This window comes from Streptomyces sp. NPDC055506 (genome assembly GCF_053643595.1).
The window spans coordinates 24,300-40,609 of record NZ_JBSHKH010000034.1; the positions used below are offsets into that span (position 1 = coordinate 24,300).

The 16,310-nt window shown below is 72.4% G+C and carries 13 protein-coding genes; 9 read left to right on the forward strand and 4 right to left on the reverse strand.

Annotated elements, in window-relative coordinates; all coding sequences use genetic code 11:
* Positions 1-216 precede the first annotated feature (216 nt).
* Genes ACWIF2_RS15695 through ACWIF2_RS15705 form a run of 3 tightly spaced genes read left to right on the forward strand, consistent with a single transcriptional unit; the run spans position 217 to position 3,448 of the window.
* Complete coding sequence (locus ACWIF2_RS15695) at positions 217-828, forward strand: toxin-antitoxin system, toxin component family protein (protein ID WP_454360844.1); 612 nt, start codon at positions 217-219, stop codon at positions 826-828.
* Positions 825-2,045: an MAB_1171c family putative transporter gene (locus ACWIF2_RS15700; protein WP_454360846.1), complete on the forward strand. Its 1,221-nt coding sequence runs from the start codon at positions 825-827 to the stop codon at positions 2,043-2,045. Before ACWIF2_RS15695 ends, ACWIF2_RS15700 begins: the two co-directional genes overlap by 4 nt.
* Complete coding sequence (locus ACWIF2_RS15705) at positions 2,042-3,448, forward strand: NAD(P)/FAD-dependent oxidoreductase (protein ID WP_454360848.1); 1,407 nt, start codon at positions 2,042-2,044, stop codon at positions 3,446-3,448. Before ACWIF2_RS15700 ends, ACWIF2_RS15705 begins: the two co-directional genes overlap by 4 nt.
* A gap of 28 nt (positions 3,449-3,476) precedes the next feature.
* On the opposite strand, the gene ACWIF2_RS15710 is transcribed toward ACWIF2_RS15705, so the two are convergent.
* The 4 genes from ACWIF2_RS15710 to ACWIF2_RS15725 form a co-directional block, all read right to left on the reverse strand.
* Complete coding sequence (locus tag ACWIF2_RS15710; RefSeq protein WP_454360850.1) at positions 3,477-4,337, reverse strand: SMP-30/gluconolactonase/LRE family protein; 861 nt, start codon at positions 4,335-4,337, stop codon at positions 3,477-3,479.
* Positions 4,334-5,107, reverse strand: coding sequence for an IclR family transcriptional regulator (locus tag ACWIF2_RS15715; RefSeq protein ID WP_454360852.1), 774 nt, complete (start codon positions 5,105-5,107; stop codon positions 4,334-4,336). The genes ACWIF2_RS15710 and ACWIF2_RS15715 overlap by 4 nt, the downstream gene beginning before the upstream one ends.
* Before the next feature lie 179 nt (positions 5,108-5,286).
* Positions 5,287-6,531, reverse strand: coding sequence for a PucR family transcriptional regulator (locus ACWIF2_RS15720; protein WP_454360854.1), 1,245 nt, complete (start codon positions 6,529-6,531; stop codon positions 5,287-5,289).
* Positions 6,532-6,533: 2 nt separating this feature from the next.
* On the reverse strand, positions 6,534-6,686 hold the full coding sequence (locus ACWIF2_RS15725; protein WP_215121635.1) for a hypothetical protein: 153 nt from the start codon (positions 6,684-6,686) through the stop codon (positions 6,534-6,536).
* 214 nt (positions 6,687-6,900) lie between these two features.
* Here ACWIF2_RS15725 and ACWIF2_RS15730 point away from each other — a divergent pair, with 214 nt between their 5' ends.
* From ACWIF2_RS15730 to ACWIF2_RS15755, 6 genes are all read left to right on the forward strand, one after another.
* Positions 6,901-7,896, forward strand: coding sequence for a DUF3068 domain-containing protein (locus ACWIF2_RS15730; protein WP_454360856.1), 996 nt, complete (start codon positions 6,901-6,903; stop codon positions 7,894-7,896).
* Positions 7,897-8,150: 254 nt separating this feature from the next.
* The gene (locus ACWIF2_RS15735) at positions 8,151-9,302 is read left to right on the forward strand and encodes a glycosyltransferase family 4 protein (protein ID WP_454360858.1); all 1,152 of its coding nucleotides are present in this window, start codon (positions 8,151-8,153) and stop codon (positions 9,300-9,302) included.
* Between the two features lie 11 nt (positions 9,303-9,313).
* Entirely contained in the window at positions 9,314-10,078 is a 765-nt protein-coding gene (locus ACWIF2_RS15740) for a class I SAM-dependent methyltransferase (RefSeq protein WP_454360859.1), read from the forward strand.
* Positions 10,075-14,202, forward strand: coding sequence for an alpha-(1->3)-arabinofuranosyltransferase domain-containing protein (locus ACWIF2_RS15745; RefSeq protein ID WP_454360861.1), 4,128 nt, complete (start codon positions 10,075-10,077; stop codon positions 14,200-14,202). Before ACWIF2_RS15740 ends, ACWIF2_RS15745 begins: the two co-directional genes overlap by 4 nt.
* Positions 14,199-15,557, forward strand: coding sequence for a condensation protein (locus ACWIF2_RS15750; RefSeq protein WP_454360863.1), 1,359 nt, complete (start codon positions 14,199-14,201; stop codon positions 15,555-15,557). The genes ACWIF2_RS15745 and ACWIF2_RS15750 overlap by 4 nt, the downstream gene beginning before the upstream one ends.
* Positions 15,554-16,309: a methyltransferase domain-containing protein gene (locus tag ACWIF2_RS15755; RefSeq protein ID WP_454360865.1), complete on the forward strand. Its 756-nt coding sequence runs from the start codon at positions 15,554-15,556 to the stop codon at positions 16,307-16,309. Before ACWIF2_RS15750 ends, ACWIF2_RS15755 begins: the two co-directional genes overlap by 4 nt.
* Position 16,310 lies beyond the last annotated feature (1 nt).

A 16,310-nucleotide genomic window follows, 5' to 3' on the forward strand; every position in this document is an offset into this window, starting at 1 on the left:
TCGGTATTTCGAAACTCGCTCGTCACTTCGAACGGGACCGTAAGTTCGAAGCGCTTGCGCGTCAATGGCGCCGCCGGACTGTGGACACGACGTTCCGTACAAGAACGGTCGTTCTCCGTTGAACTACGGGCGTCGGATCGCATGACGTGGACACTTTCGGGCGCGTAGTCTCGGACCCGCTGCCAAGCCGTCGGCCGGCGGTGAGAAGGGGGAGCGATGGACATCGCGGGCGCGCGGACGCTGGCCGCCCGAGTCACCCGTGCGTTCGGGCGTTCGCGCAGGAGCTCGGCCATGCGCGGCCTGGCCGCCGAGCTCGTCACCGCGGTCCGGGCGAGACCCCGGCCCCCCACCGGCGTACGGTCGTTGTGCCGGGCACTGTGCGAGGAGATGAGCGTGCGGCGCGGCGGGCGTCCCGTCGAGCTGCGCTTCGAGCGCTTTCCCGAAGAGATCGAAGTGACCGGGCTGTGGGTGGAGTTCCAGGAATTCGACCTGGTCATTGTCGAGGAACGGGCCGAGGCGGTGCAGCAGTTGGTCATTCTCGGGCATGAGCTGTGGCATCTGCACGCGGGACACGGCCATCACCATGTCGCCGGTACGGCGGCGGTCCGGACCCTGGACCGCGAGCCCGGCTGGAAGTCCCTGGTGCTGACGGTGGCCGCCCGCGACGGCTCGCGTGAGCGGGACGAGGCCGAGGCCGACGCGTTCGGGCACCGGCTGGCGGCGGCGTTCCGCTCCTTCGCGGACGGCCCCCCGCGCGATGCGGACGCCGCTCTCGATCCGGTGCGGCGGTCGATGGGCTACCGGGGACGCGGAGGCAGCGCGCGATGACGAACGCCCGGGATGTCCTCGACGGCTTCTCCGTCTCCTTCTGGCTGCCGATCGGGGCGTTGACCGTCGCCCTGGTCATCAAGCTGCCCAGCCTGGTGAAGATGTGGCGGGACCCGATGCTGCGCGCGGTCGGCGGGCTGCTGCTGTTCGCCTGCGCCGTGTTCGTCTTCGCGTCCCCGGCCGTCATCGGCTGGACCAACCGCGTCACCGGCGTGCCCAACATCGCGGCGCCGCTGGTGTACTCGCTGCTCACCGCGTTGTGCGCGTCCTGGCTGCTGCTGATCGTCGCCTGGCGCAACGGCCTGTCCGACCGCTCGGACTCGACGCGCCGCGCCGCCCGGTGGGTCGTGTTCGCCTACGCGGGTGTGGTCGTCGCCCTGTGGGTGCTCTTCTGGCTCGCGGACGTCCCCGTGGAGCGCCGCCAGGACCTGGACACGTACTACGCCAACACGCCCTTCATGCGCGAGGAGATCCTGCTCTACCTCCTGGCGCACACCGTGGCCTGCTCGATCACGGCCCGGCTGATCTGGAACTGGGTCCGCACCGACGGCCTCGACGCCTGGCTGCGCTGGGGTCTGAGGTTCCTCGGCGTCGGCTACGCGACGAACCTGCTCTTCGACGCCGCCAAACTCACCGCCGTCATCGCCCGGTTGACCGGCAACGACCTGGACTGGCTGAGCACCTACCTGGCCCCCTCGGCCGCCTGTCTGTCGGCCACCATGGTCGCGATCGGCTTCATCATTCCGCACGGCGGCCAGTACCTGCACGAACGCTGGCGCATCCGGCTCGCCCACTGGCAGCTGCGCCCCCTCTACCTGCTGCTGCGCACCGTCAACGGCGGCGGCACCCCCTTCGCCCCGCGCGCCACCGGAGAACTGCGCCTGATCCGCCGCGAGACGTACATCCGCGACGTGCTCCTCCAGCTCTCCCGGCACCTCGACGAGGAGCTGCGGGAACGGTCGTACGACGCGGCCCTGGGCCTCGGCTTCGAGCCCGGCCGGGCGAAGGCGCTGGCCGCCGCCGTCATGATCCTGGACGCCGTCGCCGCCCGGGAACGGGCGCCGCGGAGCGACAGCGCCGCCTCCCCCTCCGGCCCCGACACCACCTATCTGCTGCAGGAGATCCAGGCGGTGTCCCTGGCCCTGCGGCACCGCGACCACATCGAGGCGGTACGCTCGCGCGCGGCCGCCCCCGGGAGAGAGAACGCCCGCGCATGACTGACAGCTCCACCCCCGCCAGAACCGCCGTCGTCCTGGGGGGATCCCACTCCGGCATGCTCGCGGCACGAGCGCTGGCCGATGTCGCCGACCGGGTCGTCGTCGTGGAGCGCGACGCTCTGCCCACCGCTCCCGGCCCCCGCAAGGGACTGCCGCAGGCACGGCACGCCCACATGCTCTGGTCGGGCGGGATGCGGGCCATGGAGGAGCTGCTGCCGGGGATCACCGTGGCGCTGAGGGAGGCCGGGGCGAACCGGCGGCCGGTCACGACGGACGTCGTCGCCCTGGGCACCCGGGGCTGGTTCCGGCGCTGGCCCGAGTCCCACCACGTGATCCTGGCCGGGCGGGACCTGCTGGACGCGACGGTCCGCGCGCGGGTCCTGGCCGACGAGCGGATCGAGGTCGTCGAGCGCGCGGAGGCGGTGGGCCTCACCGGCACGGACACGGCGGTCACCGGCGTACGGATCCGGCCCGACGACGGCCCCGAGCGGATCCTCGGGGCGGACCTGGTCGTAGACGCCTCGGGCCGCGGCTCCCAGGCCGCCCACTGGCTGGCCGACCTCGGGCTGCCCCTGGTGGAGCGGCGCGAGGTCGACGCGGGCCTGGCGTACGCCAGCCGCCTCTATCTCGCCCCCGCCGCGGCCCGCGACGGCTTCCCGGTCGTCAACGTCCAGCCCGACCGGCGGGACGGCGGACCCGGCCGGGCGGGGTTCCTGCTGCCCGTCGAGGAGGGCCGGTGGATCGTCACCCTGTGCGGCACGCGCGGCGGCCGGCCGTCCCGGGAGAACGGTGACTTCGTCCGCTTCGCCCGTGAGGACCTGCGGCACCCGCTCATCGGCGACCTGCTCGAACAGGCCGAGCCGCTGACCGACGTGTCCTTCACCCGCACCACCGTCAACCGCCGGCACTTCTACGAGCGGATGCCGGCGTGGCCCGAGAACTTCGCCGTCCTCGGCGACGCGCTCGCCGCGTTCAACCCGGTCTACGGGCACGGCCTGGCGGTCGCCGCGCAGAGCGCCCTGCTGCTGCGGGACACGGTACGGCGGCACGGCTGGGCCGCGCCCGGGCTGGCCCGGCGGATCCAGAAGGCCGCCTCCCGCCCGGTCGGCGCGGCCTGGGACCTCGCCATCGGCCAGGACGTCTTCTACCCGGGCGCGACGGAGCAGGGCCCCACGCTCCGGGACCGGCTGGTGACCGCGTACGTGGACCGGCTGATGTACACGGCGACGGGCAACGGCCGTATCGCCCGGCGGGTGACGGACGTGACGTCACTGGAGCGAGGGGCAGGGGTGTTGCTCACTCCGTCGGTGCTGCTGGCGGCGGCGGTGGGCCCGCTCAAGTCGTCCCTGAGCGGACCGCCGTTGACGGCAGCGGAGCGGAAAGCAGCGGGGCTGGAGTCCTAGCCGGCCGGAAAGTGGCCGGTTCGGAGCTCTAGCCCTCGAACGCGGGCTGTGCCACGCCCTTTCCTGCCCCCGGCACCACGAACACGGAACCCGCCAGGGCCGGCGGTTCCGTCAGTCCCACCCGGGCCGTCGTGATGTACAGGTCGCTCAGGCCGGCCCCGCCGAACGCGCAGGCCGTCACCAACGGCACCGGCAGCTCGATCACCCGGTCCAGCTCGCCGTCCGGTGTGTAGCGCCGTACCGCCGAGCCCTCCCAGAGCGCCACCCACACACAGCCGTCGGCGTCGACGGTCAGCCCGTCGGGAAAGCCCGCGCCGTCCTCGATCTCGGCGAGGGTCCGGCGGCCGGACACGCGCCCGTCCGCGTAGTCGAAGACGTCGACCCGCCGGGTCGGGGAGTCGATGTAGTAGAGGAGCCGGCCGTCGGGGCTCCACCCCGTGCCGTTGCTGACGGCCACGTCGTCCAGGACGACCTCGACCGTGCCGTCCCCGCCGACGCGGGACAGCGAGCCGCCGCCCGGTGCCTCGTCGTAGCGCATGGTGCCGGCCCAGAGCGTGCCGTCGGGTGCCACGGCGGCGTCGTTGGCGCGGCGGCCGGGCACGGGCTCGTGGTGCAGCCAGCGGAACCCGCCGCCGTCGGCGTCACCGTCCAGGAGGCCGATCCCGTCACGCAGGTTCAGGACCAGTCCGCCCCCGGCACGCGGCTTGACCGCGCCCACGTGCTGCTCGGTGCGGCGGACCGTGCGGCGGCCGGTGACCGGGTCGTAGGTGTGCACCCGGGAGCCGAGGATGTCGATCCAGAGCAGACGACCGGCCGCCGCGTCCCAGGTCGGGCCCTCGCCGAGCTCGGCCTCGGCCCGTACGGCGACCTCGTACGGCTTCGTCGTCATGCCACGCTCCGGTGGCCGAGGTGCTCGGACAGGTCGGCGGCGCCCTTGGCGGCGAGCTGCTCCAGCTCGGCGCGGCGCTCCTCGCTCCAGCGGATCATGGGCACGGAGATCGACAGGGCGGCGACGACCTGGCCGGTGCGGTCGCGGACCGGCGCGGCCACGCAGCTCACGTCCGGGTTGGACTCGCGGCTCTCCACGGCGATGCCCCGCTCACGGATCTCGGTCAGGGCCTCGCGCAGGACGGCCGGGTCGGTGATGCTGTTGGGGGTCATCGCCACCAGCGTCGCGTCGTCGGGGATCCGCGTGGCGAGTTCCTGCTCGGGAAGGGAGGCCAGCAGCATCTTGCCGACGGAGGTGCAGTGGGCGGGCAGCCGGCGGCCGGCCGCCGACACCATCCGCACGGCGTGCGTGGAGTCGACCTTGGCGATGTAGATGACGTCCGTGTCCTCGAGGATCGCCACATGCACCGTCTCGTCGCAGGTCTCGGCGACGGACCGGGCGACCAGCTGCCCCTCGGCGGCCAGGTCGAGCTGCTCGGCGTAACGGGCACCGAGCTGGTACGGGCGCACGCCGAGCCGGTAGCGTCCCGGCTGGCCGGGCACCTGCACGATGTACTTCCGGGCGGCGAGCGTGGTCACCAGCTCGTGCACGGTGGTACGCGGCAGCTGCAGCTTGCGCACGATGTCGGGGGCGGACAGCGTCCCGTCCCCGTCGAGGAAGAGCTCGAGAATGTCGAGAGCCCGGGTCACGGCTGGTACGAGTCGTCCCACGACCGGCCCCTCCCTATGTGTCTCAGGCGCCTGTGTTCGAGATACCAACAGGCGATCGGCATGACGAACACAGGCTAGCCATAGAGGTTTGGCCGGGCAATGGGCAAAGGCAGAGCGGGCGGAAACCGGCGAGCCCGCCCACGGGCACGTCGATGATCACCGGGCAGGCCGCCGGAGGCTCACCGGCGCCCCCGCGCCGCCCCCAGTTCCCCCCGTAGCCGCTGGGCGCGCAGGACCAGTTCCAGTTCGAAGCGGCGGTCGGGGTTGTCGATCTCGTCGCCCCAGAGTTCTCTGATCTGGCGCAGGCGGTAGCGGACCGTCTGGGGGTGGACGCCTAGGCGGGTCGCGACCTCTGGGGCTCCGCCTCTGGTCTCCAGCCAGGCCAGGAGTGTTTCCGCGAGGCGGCGGCCGTGGGTGGGGCCGCAGTGGGTCAAGGGGGCCAGGCAGCGGAGGGCCAGGTCGTCTATCAGTTCCTCCGGCTGGAGGAGGACCAGCGCCTCGGTGTGCTCGGTGCAGTGGAGGACCTCGCCGGAGGGGAGGAGGTTGCGTTCCATCAGGCGGACCGCCGCCTCCGCCCAGCGCAGGGACTTCGCCGCGTCGGTGAGCGGGACCGGCGGACCGATCGCGCCGGACCAGCCGGCCAGGGCCCGGTGCAACAGCTCGGGGCGGCCCGCCGCGCCCGGGTCGGGCACGACCATGCGGGGCTGCTCGTACTCCATGTCGAGCAGCACGCCCTGGCCGACCGCGGGGGCCATGGCCTCCCGGGCGGGGCGCAGCAGGACGCCGACCGCGACCTTCGCCGGTAAGGGCCAGCCGATGCGGGCGGCGCGTTCGGTGAGGGCCTCGGAGGGGTCGCCGCGGTGGTGCTCGGCGAGGAGCAGCTCCATCAGCCGGCGTTGCAGGCGCAGGCGTTCACCGGCCTGGCGGGCCGCCGCCTCGGCGTAGCCGCGTACGGACTGGTCGACGAGGCCGTCCAGGTACTCGTAGCCCGCGTCGACGAGTTCGTACATCGCCGGGGGCGGGATCTCCACGCGCTGGCCGATGTCGGCGAAGCGGCGCCAGGCCAGGCGTACGCCCATGCGGTAGATGGCCTGGAGGGAGTCGAGCGAGCGGCCGTTCAGGCCCTCGCCGCGGCCGAAGTCCTGGAAGACGCCGGGCGGGACGGTGGGCCGGCCCTCCGAGTGCTCCAGGTGCTGCACGAAGACCTCGATGGCGCGGCGGATGCCGACCAGGGCCATGGGCTCGCCGGAGTCGTCGAGGACGAAGGGCAGATGGGGGTACTCGCGCTGTATCTCGCCGAGGATCTCCTCGGCGAGCGCGGGCGCCTCGGCCATGGCGATCGCCGCGAACCGGCGCACCTGGAAGCGCGGTACGTCGTGCCAGGCCGAGCGTGTGGTGACGGTTCCGGTGCGGGCGGCCGTCACCGTCAACTCCCCTGGCCCGCTTGCTCGTACGTGATCAGGGGCGTGTTCGGCTGGTCGGGTGTGGCCTGGAGCAGCGCGACCACGCCCAGCGCGGCGCCCACAGCGAGGGCGGCGGCGAGCGCGACGGTCAGCGCGGCAGCGAGCAGTCTGGACATCGCAGGGTCAGCCTCTCTGTCCGGATTCGTCCGGCGTTCGTCCGGAGGTCGCCCCACCTTGGCGTCCCGTCCCTGCCTGTCGCGCCCAGTCTCGACAAGCATTGACACCCCGTCAAGAGCAGCCTACGGTTCCCGGCCCAACCGCATGCGCGCGCTTCGCCGCCGTGCCGGTCTTCTCGTACGTCGAGCCGTCCCAAGCCACTGGAGTGCCCGGATGCGCCGTACAACCTCTCCGTTTTCCCTGGTCCTGCTGGGTCTCGGCACGTTCCTGCTGGTGCTGGCGCCCCTGCTCGCCTGGTATGTGCAGCCGCGTGCCGCGGTGAATCCGATCGACATCGACACGACCGCCGTCTACACCGGCCGGGGCAGCGTCTTCGACACCGACCGGATCGAGACGGTTCCCGACCGGAAGATCACCGTGACCCAGCGGGTCCGGGGCAATGTCGAGGACAGCGAACGCAGCGGCAAGGCCGTCTGGGACGTGATCACCACGGTCGACACGGACAAGTCGCTGCCGGCCGCCGATCCGCACGACGCGCTGGACTTCACGCCGCACCGCTGGGTGATGGACCGCGAGACCAACCGGCCCGTGCACTGCTGCGGGGAGAAGCCGTACATCGAGGGCGAGGCCTATCTGAAATTCCCCTTCGACGTGCAGAAACGCTCCTACCAGTGGTGGGACAACACCCTCGGCGACACGGTCGTCCTACGCTACCGGGGCACCGAGAAGGTCCAGGGCTACACGGGCTACAAGTTCACCGGCTCGGTCCCCCCGACCAGGACCGGCACGCGCATGGTGCCCGGCAGCATCGTCGACCAGCCGGGCCGGCCGCAGGTGCTCGCCGAGGAGTGGTACTCCAACCACGGGTTCGAGCTGGTCGTCGACCAGGCCACCGGCCGCGTGATCTACGCGCAGACCGGGCCGAAGCGGACCCTGCGGGCGCCGGGCGGGAAGAAGGACGCGGCGGTGCTGCTGGACAGCCGGAAGGTCTCCTTCACGACCGCGACACAGAAGGAAGCGGTGCGGCAGGCGAAGCGGGACAGCGGCCAACTGCGGCTGGTGGGCGTGACGTTGCCGATCGGGGCGGGCGTGACCGGTTTTGTGCTCGTGGTGATGGGTGGTGTTCTCGTGGTGCGTGGGCGGAAGGAGCCGGAGCAGCCTGTTCCGTCCGAAACACCCGATACGCCCCAGCCCACCCTCACGATGTGATGTGACGTCAGCTCTAACAAAGCCCGAAATTGTCACGCCGGTGAGTAGCCCTGGCGATCGTCCGGGCGAAAACTGTCCAACCCCACCCGAGCACATCCCGTCCACACTCCCCTCCCAGGAAGAGCTCAGGCCCCCCACAGGCCGGCCTCTTCAAGACTCCCCTTCAAGACTCCCCTTCCAGACTCCCCTTTCGTACAGACCCCCCACGTTCTTCCCACGCTGAGTTCCGCACCCCGAGACGAGTTGGAGCACCCATGCCCCAGCACGTACCGTCCCCGCTGCGCGCCGCTTCCCAGGGCACGCAGCGACCCCTTCCGGCGCTCCCCCCACATCCGCGCCGGATCGTCTTCCTCGCCCATCGTGATCTGGACAACCCCTCCGCCGGCGGCTCCGAGCTGCTGGTGGACAAGCTCGCCGACGGGCTGACCCGGCTGGGCCACCAGGTGACCCTGCTGTGCGGAGGGCCCGCGGCCTTCCGTGACTACCGGGTCGTGTCGGCGGGCGGCCCGTACGGGCACTATCTGCGCGCCCGTTCCGCCTTCGCCCGCCAGATCGGCGACTGCGATCTGCTGGTCGAGGTGTGCAACGGCATGCCGTATCTGGCGCCGTTGTGGCATCGCGGTCCCACGCTGTGTCTGGTCAACCACGTCCATACGGATCTGTGGAAGATGCGCTTCGGCGGGCCGCTGGCCCCGGCGGCACGCATCGGCCGAAGACTCGAACACTGGGCGCTGACCGGCGCGCAGCAGGGCAGCCTGATGGTCGCCGTGTCCTCCTCGACGGCCCATGCGCTGCGGGCGATCGGGGTCGAGCGGGACCGTATCCGCGTCGTGCACAACGGGGTCGAGGAGCCGGGGCCGAGAGCCGAGCGCTCGCCCGAGCCGTTGTTCGTCGCCGTCGGGCGGCTCGTCGAGTACAAGCGGATCGATCTGCTGCTGCGGTTGTGGGAGCGGGTGCGGCCGGTGACCGGCGGGCGGTTGGTGATCGTCGGGGACGGGCCGGAGCGTGAACGGCTGGAGCGGCTCGCCGGGCCCGGTGTGGAGTTCACCGGGTATGTGTCGGAAGCCGAGAAGCATCGACTGCTGTGTGCGGCCTGGCTGTTGCTGCATCCCTCCGCCGTGGAGGGATGGGGGCTGGTCGTGACGGAGGCCGCGACGCGGGAGACGCCGAGTGTGGCCTTCGATGTGCCCGGGCTCAAGGACTCCGTCGTGGACGGTGAGACCGGAGTCCTCGCGCGGGGTGAGTCGTCGTTCGCCGCGGCGTGGTGTGCGCTGGCCCTTGCCGGGCGGGAGAGGGAGTTGATGGGGAAGGCTGCGCGGGATCGGGCCGCCTCGTATCGGTGGGATCGGACCGTGCGGCAGTTTCGGGTGGTGGCCGCGGAGGCGGTGAGGGGCTGGGGGTCGTGAGGCGGCAAGCGGTGAGTCGTGGTTCATCGCGCAGTTCCCCGCGCCCCTATGGCAGCGACCCTTCGTTTCGAAGATCTGTTGCCCTGTTCCGTGCCTTCCTCCGTGAGCAGGACGATCCCGAATACTGCTACTCGCTGCTCGCCCGTGACGCCGCCGACCAAGTCGAGGCCTACGACGGGCCCGTCCTCGGGCGTACGGTCCTGGACGTCGGCGGCGGCAGTGGCTACTTCACCGAGGAGTTCCGGCGTCGCGGTGCCCATGCCTATTTGTTCGAGCCGGACATGGCCGAGTTGGGTGAGAAGCCGCCCGGCGGCGCGGTGGTCGCCGACGGGTATTTGCTGCCCCTGCGGGACGGCATCGCGGACGTCACTTTCTCCTCCAACGTGCTGGAGCACGTGGCCGATCCGGAGACCTTTCTCAGTGAGCTGGCCCGGGTGACGCGCCCGGGCGGGCTGATCTATGTGTCGTTCACCAACTGGCTGTCGCCGTGGGGCGGGCACGAGTGGGCCCCGTGGCACTACCTCGGTGCCGAGCGGGCCCGGGCCCGCTATCTGCGGCGGACCGGCCGGCCCGCCAAGCACACGCTCGGCGAGAACCTGTTCGCGGTGCACATCGGCTCCACCCTGCGGCAGGTGCGTGCCCGCGACGACGTCACGGTCGTCTCGGCGCGCTCCCGCTACTGGCCCTTCCTCGCGGAGACCGTCGTCAAGGCGCCCGGCATCCGCGAGTTCGCCACCTGGAACCTCCTCCTCATTCTGCGGCGGTGTCCCACATGACAACCACGGTCCAGGCTCCTCCACCGGCGGCCGTTCCCACCACCGCGACCGCGGCGGGTCCCCCCGAGGGCCCGCGGTCGCGGCGCTGGCTGCTGGGTTTCTGGGCCGTGGTGTTCGTGTTGTTCCTGGTGGTGCAACCCGGGCGGCAGACCTTCGACACCAAGCTGGGCGTCACCGTCGATCCGGGGCAGTTCCTCGCCGACCTGGGCCAGTTGTGGCACGACCGGGCCGGGTTCGGCGGGATCCAGGACCAGTACGTCGGCTATCTGTGGCCGATGCTGCCGTTCTACTGGCTGTGCGATCTCGTACAGCTTCCGGTGTGGCTGGCGGAGCGGCTGTGGCTGTCGGTCGTCGTGTCCGTCGCCTTCTGGGGTGCGCTGCGGCTGGCCGAGCGGCTGCGGGTGGGCAGTGGGGCTTCGCGGTTGCTCGGGGCCGTGGCGTATGCGCTGTGGCCGGTGTTCACGACCGTCATCGGGTCGACGTCGGCAGCCGCGCTGCCCGGCGCGTTCCTGCCGTGGGTGCTGCTGCCGCTGACGAACGAGCGGTACGCCGCCCGGGTCGCCGCGCTGCGCTCGGCGCTGCTCGTGCCGTTCATGGGCGGGGTGAACGCCTCGGCGACCCTGGCCTCGCTGCTGCCGGTCGGGCTCTATCTGCTGTCCCGGCCGCCCGGGCCCCGGCAGCGCAAGCTGATCGCCTGGTGGGCCCCGGCGGTGATCGTGGTGACGGCCTGGTGGTGGGTGCCGCTGCTGCTCCTCGGGGTCTACGGCGAGAACTTCCTGCCGTACATCGAGACGGCGCAGACCACGACGGACACCATGTCGGCGACCGAGGCGCTGCGCGGCGCCGGGAACTGGGTCGCCTATCTGCACTTCGGTGAGGCGTGGCTGCCCGCGGGGTGGGCGGTGGCCTCGTCGGTCGTCGTGATCGTGAGCTCGGCGCTGGCGGCCGGGCTGGGGCTCGCCGGACTCGCCCGGCGGGACCTGCCCGAGCGGCGGTGGCTCGTGCTGACGGTGCTCGTGGCGGCGCTGGTGCTGCTCGCCGGGTACGGCGGGGCGTTCGGGGCGCCGTTCCACGGGGTGGTGCAGGGCTGGCTGGACGGGTGGCTGTCGCCGTTCCGGAACATCTACAAGTTCCAGGCGGGGCTGGCGCTGGCCCTCGTACTTGGCCTGATCCACTTGGTGGGTGTCGCCGCCGAGCCGCGCGGGGCCCGCCCGGTGCGCGGCCGGCGCCTGGCCCCGCTGGTCGCGGCGGTGCTGATCCTGCCGGGGCTGCTGCTGCCGTACCTCAACGGCTCGATCCTCAACCCGGGTTCCTTCCAGAAGCTCCCCACCTACTGGCAGGCCACGGCCGACTGGCTGGAGAAGTACTCCCCCGACTCCCGGGCCCTGGTCGTCCCGGCGACCGCGCACGGCATGTACACCTGGGGCTCCCCCATCGACCAGCCGCTCGACGTGCTCGCCGAGTCGCGCTGGGCGCAGCGCGACTACGTTCCCTTCGGCACGCCCGGCAACCGGCGCGCGATGGACGCCGTCGAGCAGGCGCTGCTGACAGGCAGCGAAGTCCCGGGGCTCGCCGACTACTTGAGCCGGGCCGGGCTGTACTACGTCGTCGTACGGAACGATCTCGATCCCGACCAGATCGGAGCGGTGCCGACCGCGACGGTCAAGCGGACGCTGGAGCAGTCCGGGTACGAGCGGGTGACGGGGCTCGGCCCGGTGATGACGGGCGGGCGGATCGCGCAGGACGCCCCGCTCCAGGTCGAGGGCCTGTACGCGCGGCAGCGGGCGGTGGAGATCTACCGGCCGGCCGACGCGGACGTGCTGCGGCCCGGCCAGGCGGGACTGGCCCCGGTCTCCGACACGGCCGTGGTGTCCGGCGGCCCGGAGGCGCTGCTGCCGCTGGCGTCCCGGCTGCGCGGGCGGGCGGCCGTCCTGACCGGCGACAACCATCCCGGGCTCGGCACCCCCGCCGTGCAGGTGGTGGGCGACGGGATGCGGCGCGCCGACACCCGGTTCGGCCTGGTCAACGCCGGTACGTCGTACACGTACACGCGGGACGAGCGCAACGCGCCCGACGCCCAGCAGGACCCGGGCGAGAAGCCGCGCCAGATCCTGCCCGCCGAGGGGACCGACCACCAGACCGTGGCCGAACTGCGCGGCGCCGACTCGGTGACGGCCTCCTCGTACGGCAACTGGCTCTTCCATCTGCCGCAGTACGACCCGGTGAACGCCTTCGACGGCAACCCGGACACCGCGTGGGCGGAGGGCGCGCCGGACACGCCGGACGGGCAGTGGCTGCGCGTCGGCTTCAACGGCCCCTACGACATGCCGTCCTCCTTCAAGGTCACGCCGTTGCCGCAGGAGAGCGTGCGCGCGGCGGCCACGAAGGTACGGGTGGAGACCGAGAAGGGCTCGAAGACCAGCTTCCTCCAGCCGAACGGCAAGACACAGCGGATCAAGGCGCCCGAGGGCACGAGCCGGTGGATGAAGCTGACGATCGTGGACTCGGTGGAGCGCCGGGCCGGTCTGACGGGCGCGGGCTTCTCCGAGATCGACCTGCCGGACATCCAGGTGACCCGGCTGCTGAAGCTGCCGGCCGACGCGGACAACGCCACCGCTCCCGCCACCCTGGTCTCCCTGCACCGCGCCTCCGACCCGACCGGCCTGTCCGCCGTCGGTACGGAGGCCGGCCTGCACCGCCGCTTCACGACACCGGCCGCCGGGACGTACGAGGTGAAGGCGAACGCGGTGCCGGTGCCGGGCGAGGAACTCGACCGGCTGCTCTACGAGGTCGCGCCCGAACAGCAGACCAGGATCGTCGCCACCGCCGACTCCACGGCGAGCCTCGGCGCGGGCCTGACGGCGCGCAACCTCACCGACGGCGACCTGACGACGGCGTGGATCGCGGGCGACCGGCCGACGATCCATCTGAGCTGGGAGGGCAAGCAGGCGGTGGGCGAGCTGGTGCTGGCCCCGGCGGGCGGCCTGTCCACCCGTGCCTCCCAGGTGCACATCAGCTCCCCGGACGGCGCGACGATCGCCGGGGTCGACGAGAACGGCTGGGTCCGCTTCCCGCCGATCACCACGGACCGGCTCGACATCACGGTCACCGAGACCGCCCCGCTGACCCTGCACAACCCGGTCGCCGACGAGGACCTGCGCCTCCCGGTGGGCCTGACGGAGGCGTATCTCCCGGCTCTCGACCAGTACCGCACCCCGCAGCCGGACGGCACCCGGAAGTTCTCCCTGCCGTGCGGCAAGGGCCCGGACGTGGCGCTGGACAGCGAGCTGTACCAGACGAGCGTCAAGGGGACGGTGCGGGATCTGGTGGAGCGGCGGGGTGTCGAGGTGACGCTCTGCCAGGAGGGCCGGGGCGACGCGGAAGTGCGGCTCCCCGCCGGCGAACACCGGCTGGAGGGCGGTGACGCGGGCCCGCTCGCTCTCACGGACGTGACCCTGAGCCGGGGGACGATTCCCGAGGCCGCGTCGGCCGGGCGTGAGCTGGAGATTCGGGACTGGCTGGGCGACCGGCGCGAGGTGACGGTCGGCTCGGGCGCCGCCTCGTACTTCACCACGTACGAGAACTTCAACGACGGCTGGAAGGCCACCCTGGACGGCAAGGAGCTGACCCCGGTGCGGCTGGACGGCTGGCAGCAGGGCTGGCGGATCCCGGCCGGGGCGGGCGGCGCGGTCAAGCTGTCGTACGAACCGGCCACCACGTACGACGCCGGGCTGATCGGCAGCGGGGCCGGTATCGCGGTGCTGCTGGGCCTCGCGCTGTGGCGGCGCCGCGCCCCCAACCCCGACGCGCCTCAGCCGGTCCCGCCGCTGCCCGGGCTGTGGCTCGGCACGGTGGCGCTGACGCTGGTCGGAGCGGTGATCGCGGGCTGGTTCGCGCTGCTGGTCCCGGCATTGGCGCTGCTGGCCTCGCGGCGGCACGCCCTGTTGGTGCCGATCGCGTTCGTGGCGCTGGCGGGGGCGGGGATCGCGGCCGCGTTCGGGGCCGGGGAGCCGGTGGGCGCGGGCGCGGGAGCGTTCGGCCGGGTGGCCCAACTCCTCGCACTGATCGGCCTGTTCGCGGGACTTGTGAGCCTGCGAGAACCGGGGAAGGACAAGCCCGCATGACGGCACCGGTACGCATCCCGTTTCCGGTGGTGGACGAGGTGTCCCGGCACTGCCTCCAGGAGGAGGAGCCGGAAACGGTCCACATCGAGGTCCACCTCCCCGGCCCCCTCGACGAGCCCCGCCTGCGCAAAGCCTTCACGGAGGCCCTGCACCGGCATCCCCGCATCCTGATGCGAGAGGCGAGGGGGGCGTGGTACCGGCGGCGCTACGAGTGGGAGCTGACGGGCGAACCGGACACGGAGGTGGTGACCTTCACGCCCGCGGGCCCGAGGGCGCTGCAGGACGCCAGAACCCGGGCCCTGGCCGAGGCACCGCCTCTGTCGATGTCGCCGCCGATCCGACTCGAAGCAGTGGGCTTAGCTGCGGGCAATCGTGCCGCTGAGGGCGGCACGGGTGGGCGCAGCGGCACTCCGCTCCGCCGGGCTGCGCACCCACCCGCCCCCAGCCCCAACACCAGCACCTACCAAGGCACAGTCCTCCTCCTCACCATCAACCACACCGCCCTCGACGGCCCCGCCTGCCTCCGCATACTCGCCACCGCCGCGGAGCTCTACGGCGGCAGGGACAACAACCCCGCCGCACCCCCGACCCGCCCCGCGGAGCCCGCACAAGAGCCCCCGGATACCCCGTCCACCTGGTCACCCCCCGCGCGGGTAGCGCAAGGCACACCCGACCCCTCCCCCGGCAACGGCATGCTCGTCACCGAGCTGCCCCTCCCGCACCGCCCCAAGGGCTCCCCCTACACCGTCAACGACCAGCTGATGGTGACCACGGCCCTGACCATCGCCCACTGGAACAGGGAACACGGCGCCCGCCCCCGCCCCCTGCGCATCACGATGCCCGTGGACGACCGCCCCCGCGACACCACGATGCCCATCGGCAACGGCACCCGCCTGGTCGAAGTACCGTTCGCGCCAGGTGAGTTGAAGGCCGAGATGCCCACCCTGCTCCGCCGCACCGCGGAGCGGACCCGCGCGCTGAAAGCCCTGCCCCGCCCCCAACTGGGCCACGGGGCCGCGCTCCTCACCACCCCCTGGGCCCCGGTCGCCGCCCGCGCCGCCCTCACCCGCGGGCTGCGCAGGGCGGCCGCACCCTGGACCTCGACGACCCTGCTCAGCAACATCGGCCGTATCCCGTACCCGCTGGACTTCGGCGAGGAGGCGGGCCGCGCGCACGCTGTGTGGTTCTCGGCCCCGGCCCGGATGCCGCGCGGTCTGACCGTCACCACCGCCTCCACGGCCGGCCGTCTCCATCTGGCCCTGCGCTGGTCCCGGGCCCTGCTCAGCCACGGTGACGGCGCCCACCTCCGCGACCTCTTCGAGCACTATCTGCACACCACGGAGGTCGCCCCATGACACAGACAACGGCAACGACCAGCACCGGACGACGCCCGCCCCGCGACCTGCGCGACTTCTACGAGAACCCCGCCGTGCCCGTCGCCTCCGGCACCCCCCGCAGCCTCCGCCAGGCCCGCATGCTGGCCCGGGCCCTCGGCCCGGCCGCCGAAGGCACCCGCACCGTCCTCGACATCGGCTGCGGCGACGGCACCGCCGCCGCCACCGCCGCGCCCCTCCTGCCCGGCCACCGCGTCATCGGCGTCGACTGGTCGCAGGACGCCCTCAGACGCGCCCGCACCCGCATCCCCCACGCGGTTCGCGGTGAACTCACCGGCGGTGGGCTGCCGTTCGCCTCCGAGTCGGCCGACGCGGTGCTGTTCAGCGAGGTGATCGAGCACCTCGTCGACCCGGACGCCGCGCTCGACGAGATCCGCAGGATCCTGCGGCCCGGCGGGCATCTCATGCTGTCCACCCCGAACCTGGCCGCCTGGTACAACCGCGCCCTGCTGCTCGCCGGCGTCCAGCCGGTCTTCTCGGAGGTCAGCCTGCGCGGCATCCACGGCCGCCCGGGCAAAGAGGTCGTGGGACACCTGCGTCTCTACACCGCCCGCGCGCTCACGGAGTTCGTCGCCGCGTCCGGATTCACGGTCGTACGGCTCGAAGGCGCTCCCTTCCACGGCGTACCGCGCCCGCTCAGGCCGCTCGACCGGCTCGCCTGCGCCCGGCCGCGGCTGGCGTCGATCCTGCTGCTGCACGCCAGGAGGACGTAGC

Excerpts from the sequence above, each read along its gene's own strand:
- ACWIF2_RS15695 (WP_454360844.1), top strand. The coding sequence starts at position 217 with ATGGACATCGCGGGCGCGCGGACGCTGGCCGCCCGAGTCACCCGTGCG.
- ACWIF2_RS15700 (WP_454360846.1), top strand. The coding sequence starts at position 825 with ATGACGAACGCCCGGGATGTCCTCGACGGCTTCTCCGTCTCCTTCTGG.
- ACWIF2_RS15705 (WP_454360848.1), top strand. The coding sequence starts at position 2,042 with ATGACTGACAGCTCCACCCCCGCCAGAACCGCCGTCGTCCTGGGGGGA.
- ACWIF2_RS15710 (WP_454360850.1), bottom strand. The coding sequence starts at position 4,337 with ATGACGACGAAGCCGTACGAGGTCGCCGTACGGGCCGAGGCCGAGCTC.
- ACWIF2_RS15725 (WP_215121635.1), bottom strand. The coding sequence starts at position 6,686 with ATGTCCAGACTGCTCGCTGCCGCGCTGACCGTCGCGCTCGCCGCCGCC.
- ACWIF2_RS15730 (WP_454360856.1), top strand. The coding sequence starts at position 6,901 with ATGCGCCGTACAACCTCTCCGTTTTCCCTGGTCCTGCTGGGTCTCGGC.
- ACWIF2_RS15735 (WP_454360858.1), top strand. The coding sequence starts at position 8,151 with ATGCCCCAGCACGTACCGTCCCCGCTGCGCGCCGCTTCCCAGGGCACG.
- ACWIF2_RS15745 (WP_454360861.1), top strand. The coding sequence starts at position 10,075 with ATGACAACCACGGTCCAGGCTCCTCCACCGGCGGCCGTTCCCACCACC.
- ACWIF2_RS15750 (WP_454360863.1), top strand. The coding sequence starts at position 14,199 with ATGACGGCACCGGTACGCATCCCGTTTCCGGTGGTGGACGAGGTGTCC.
- ACWIF2_RS15755 (WP_454360865.1), top strand. The coding sequence starts at position 15,554 with ATGACACAGACAACGGCAACGACCAGCACCGGACGACGCCCGCCCCGC.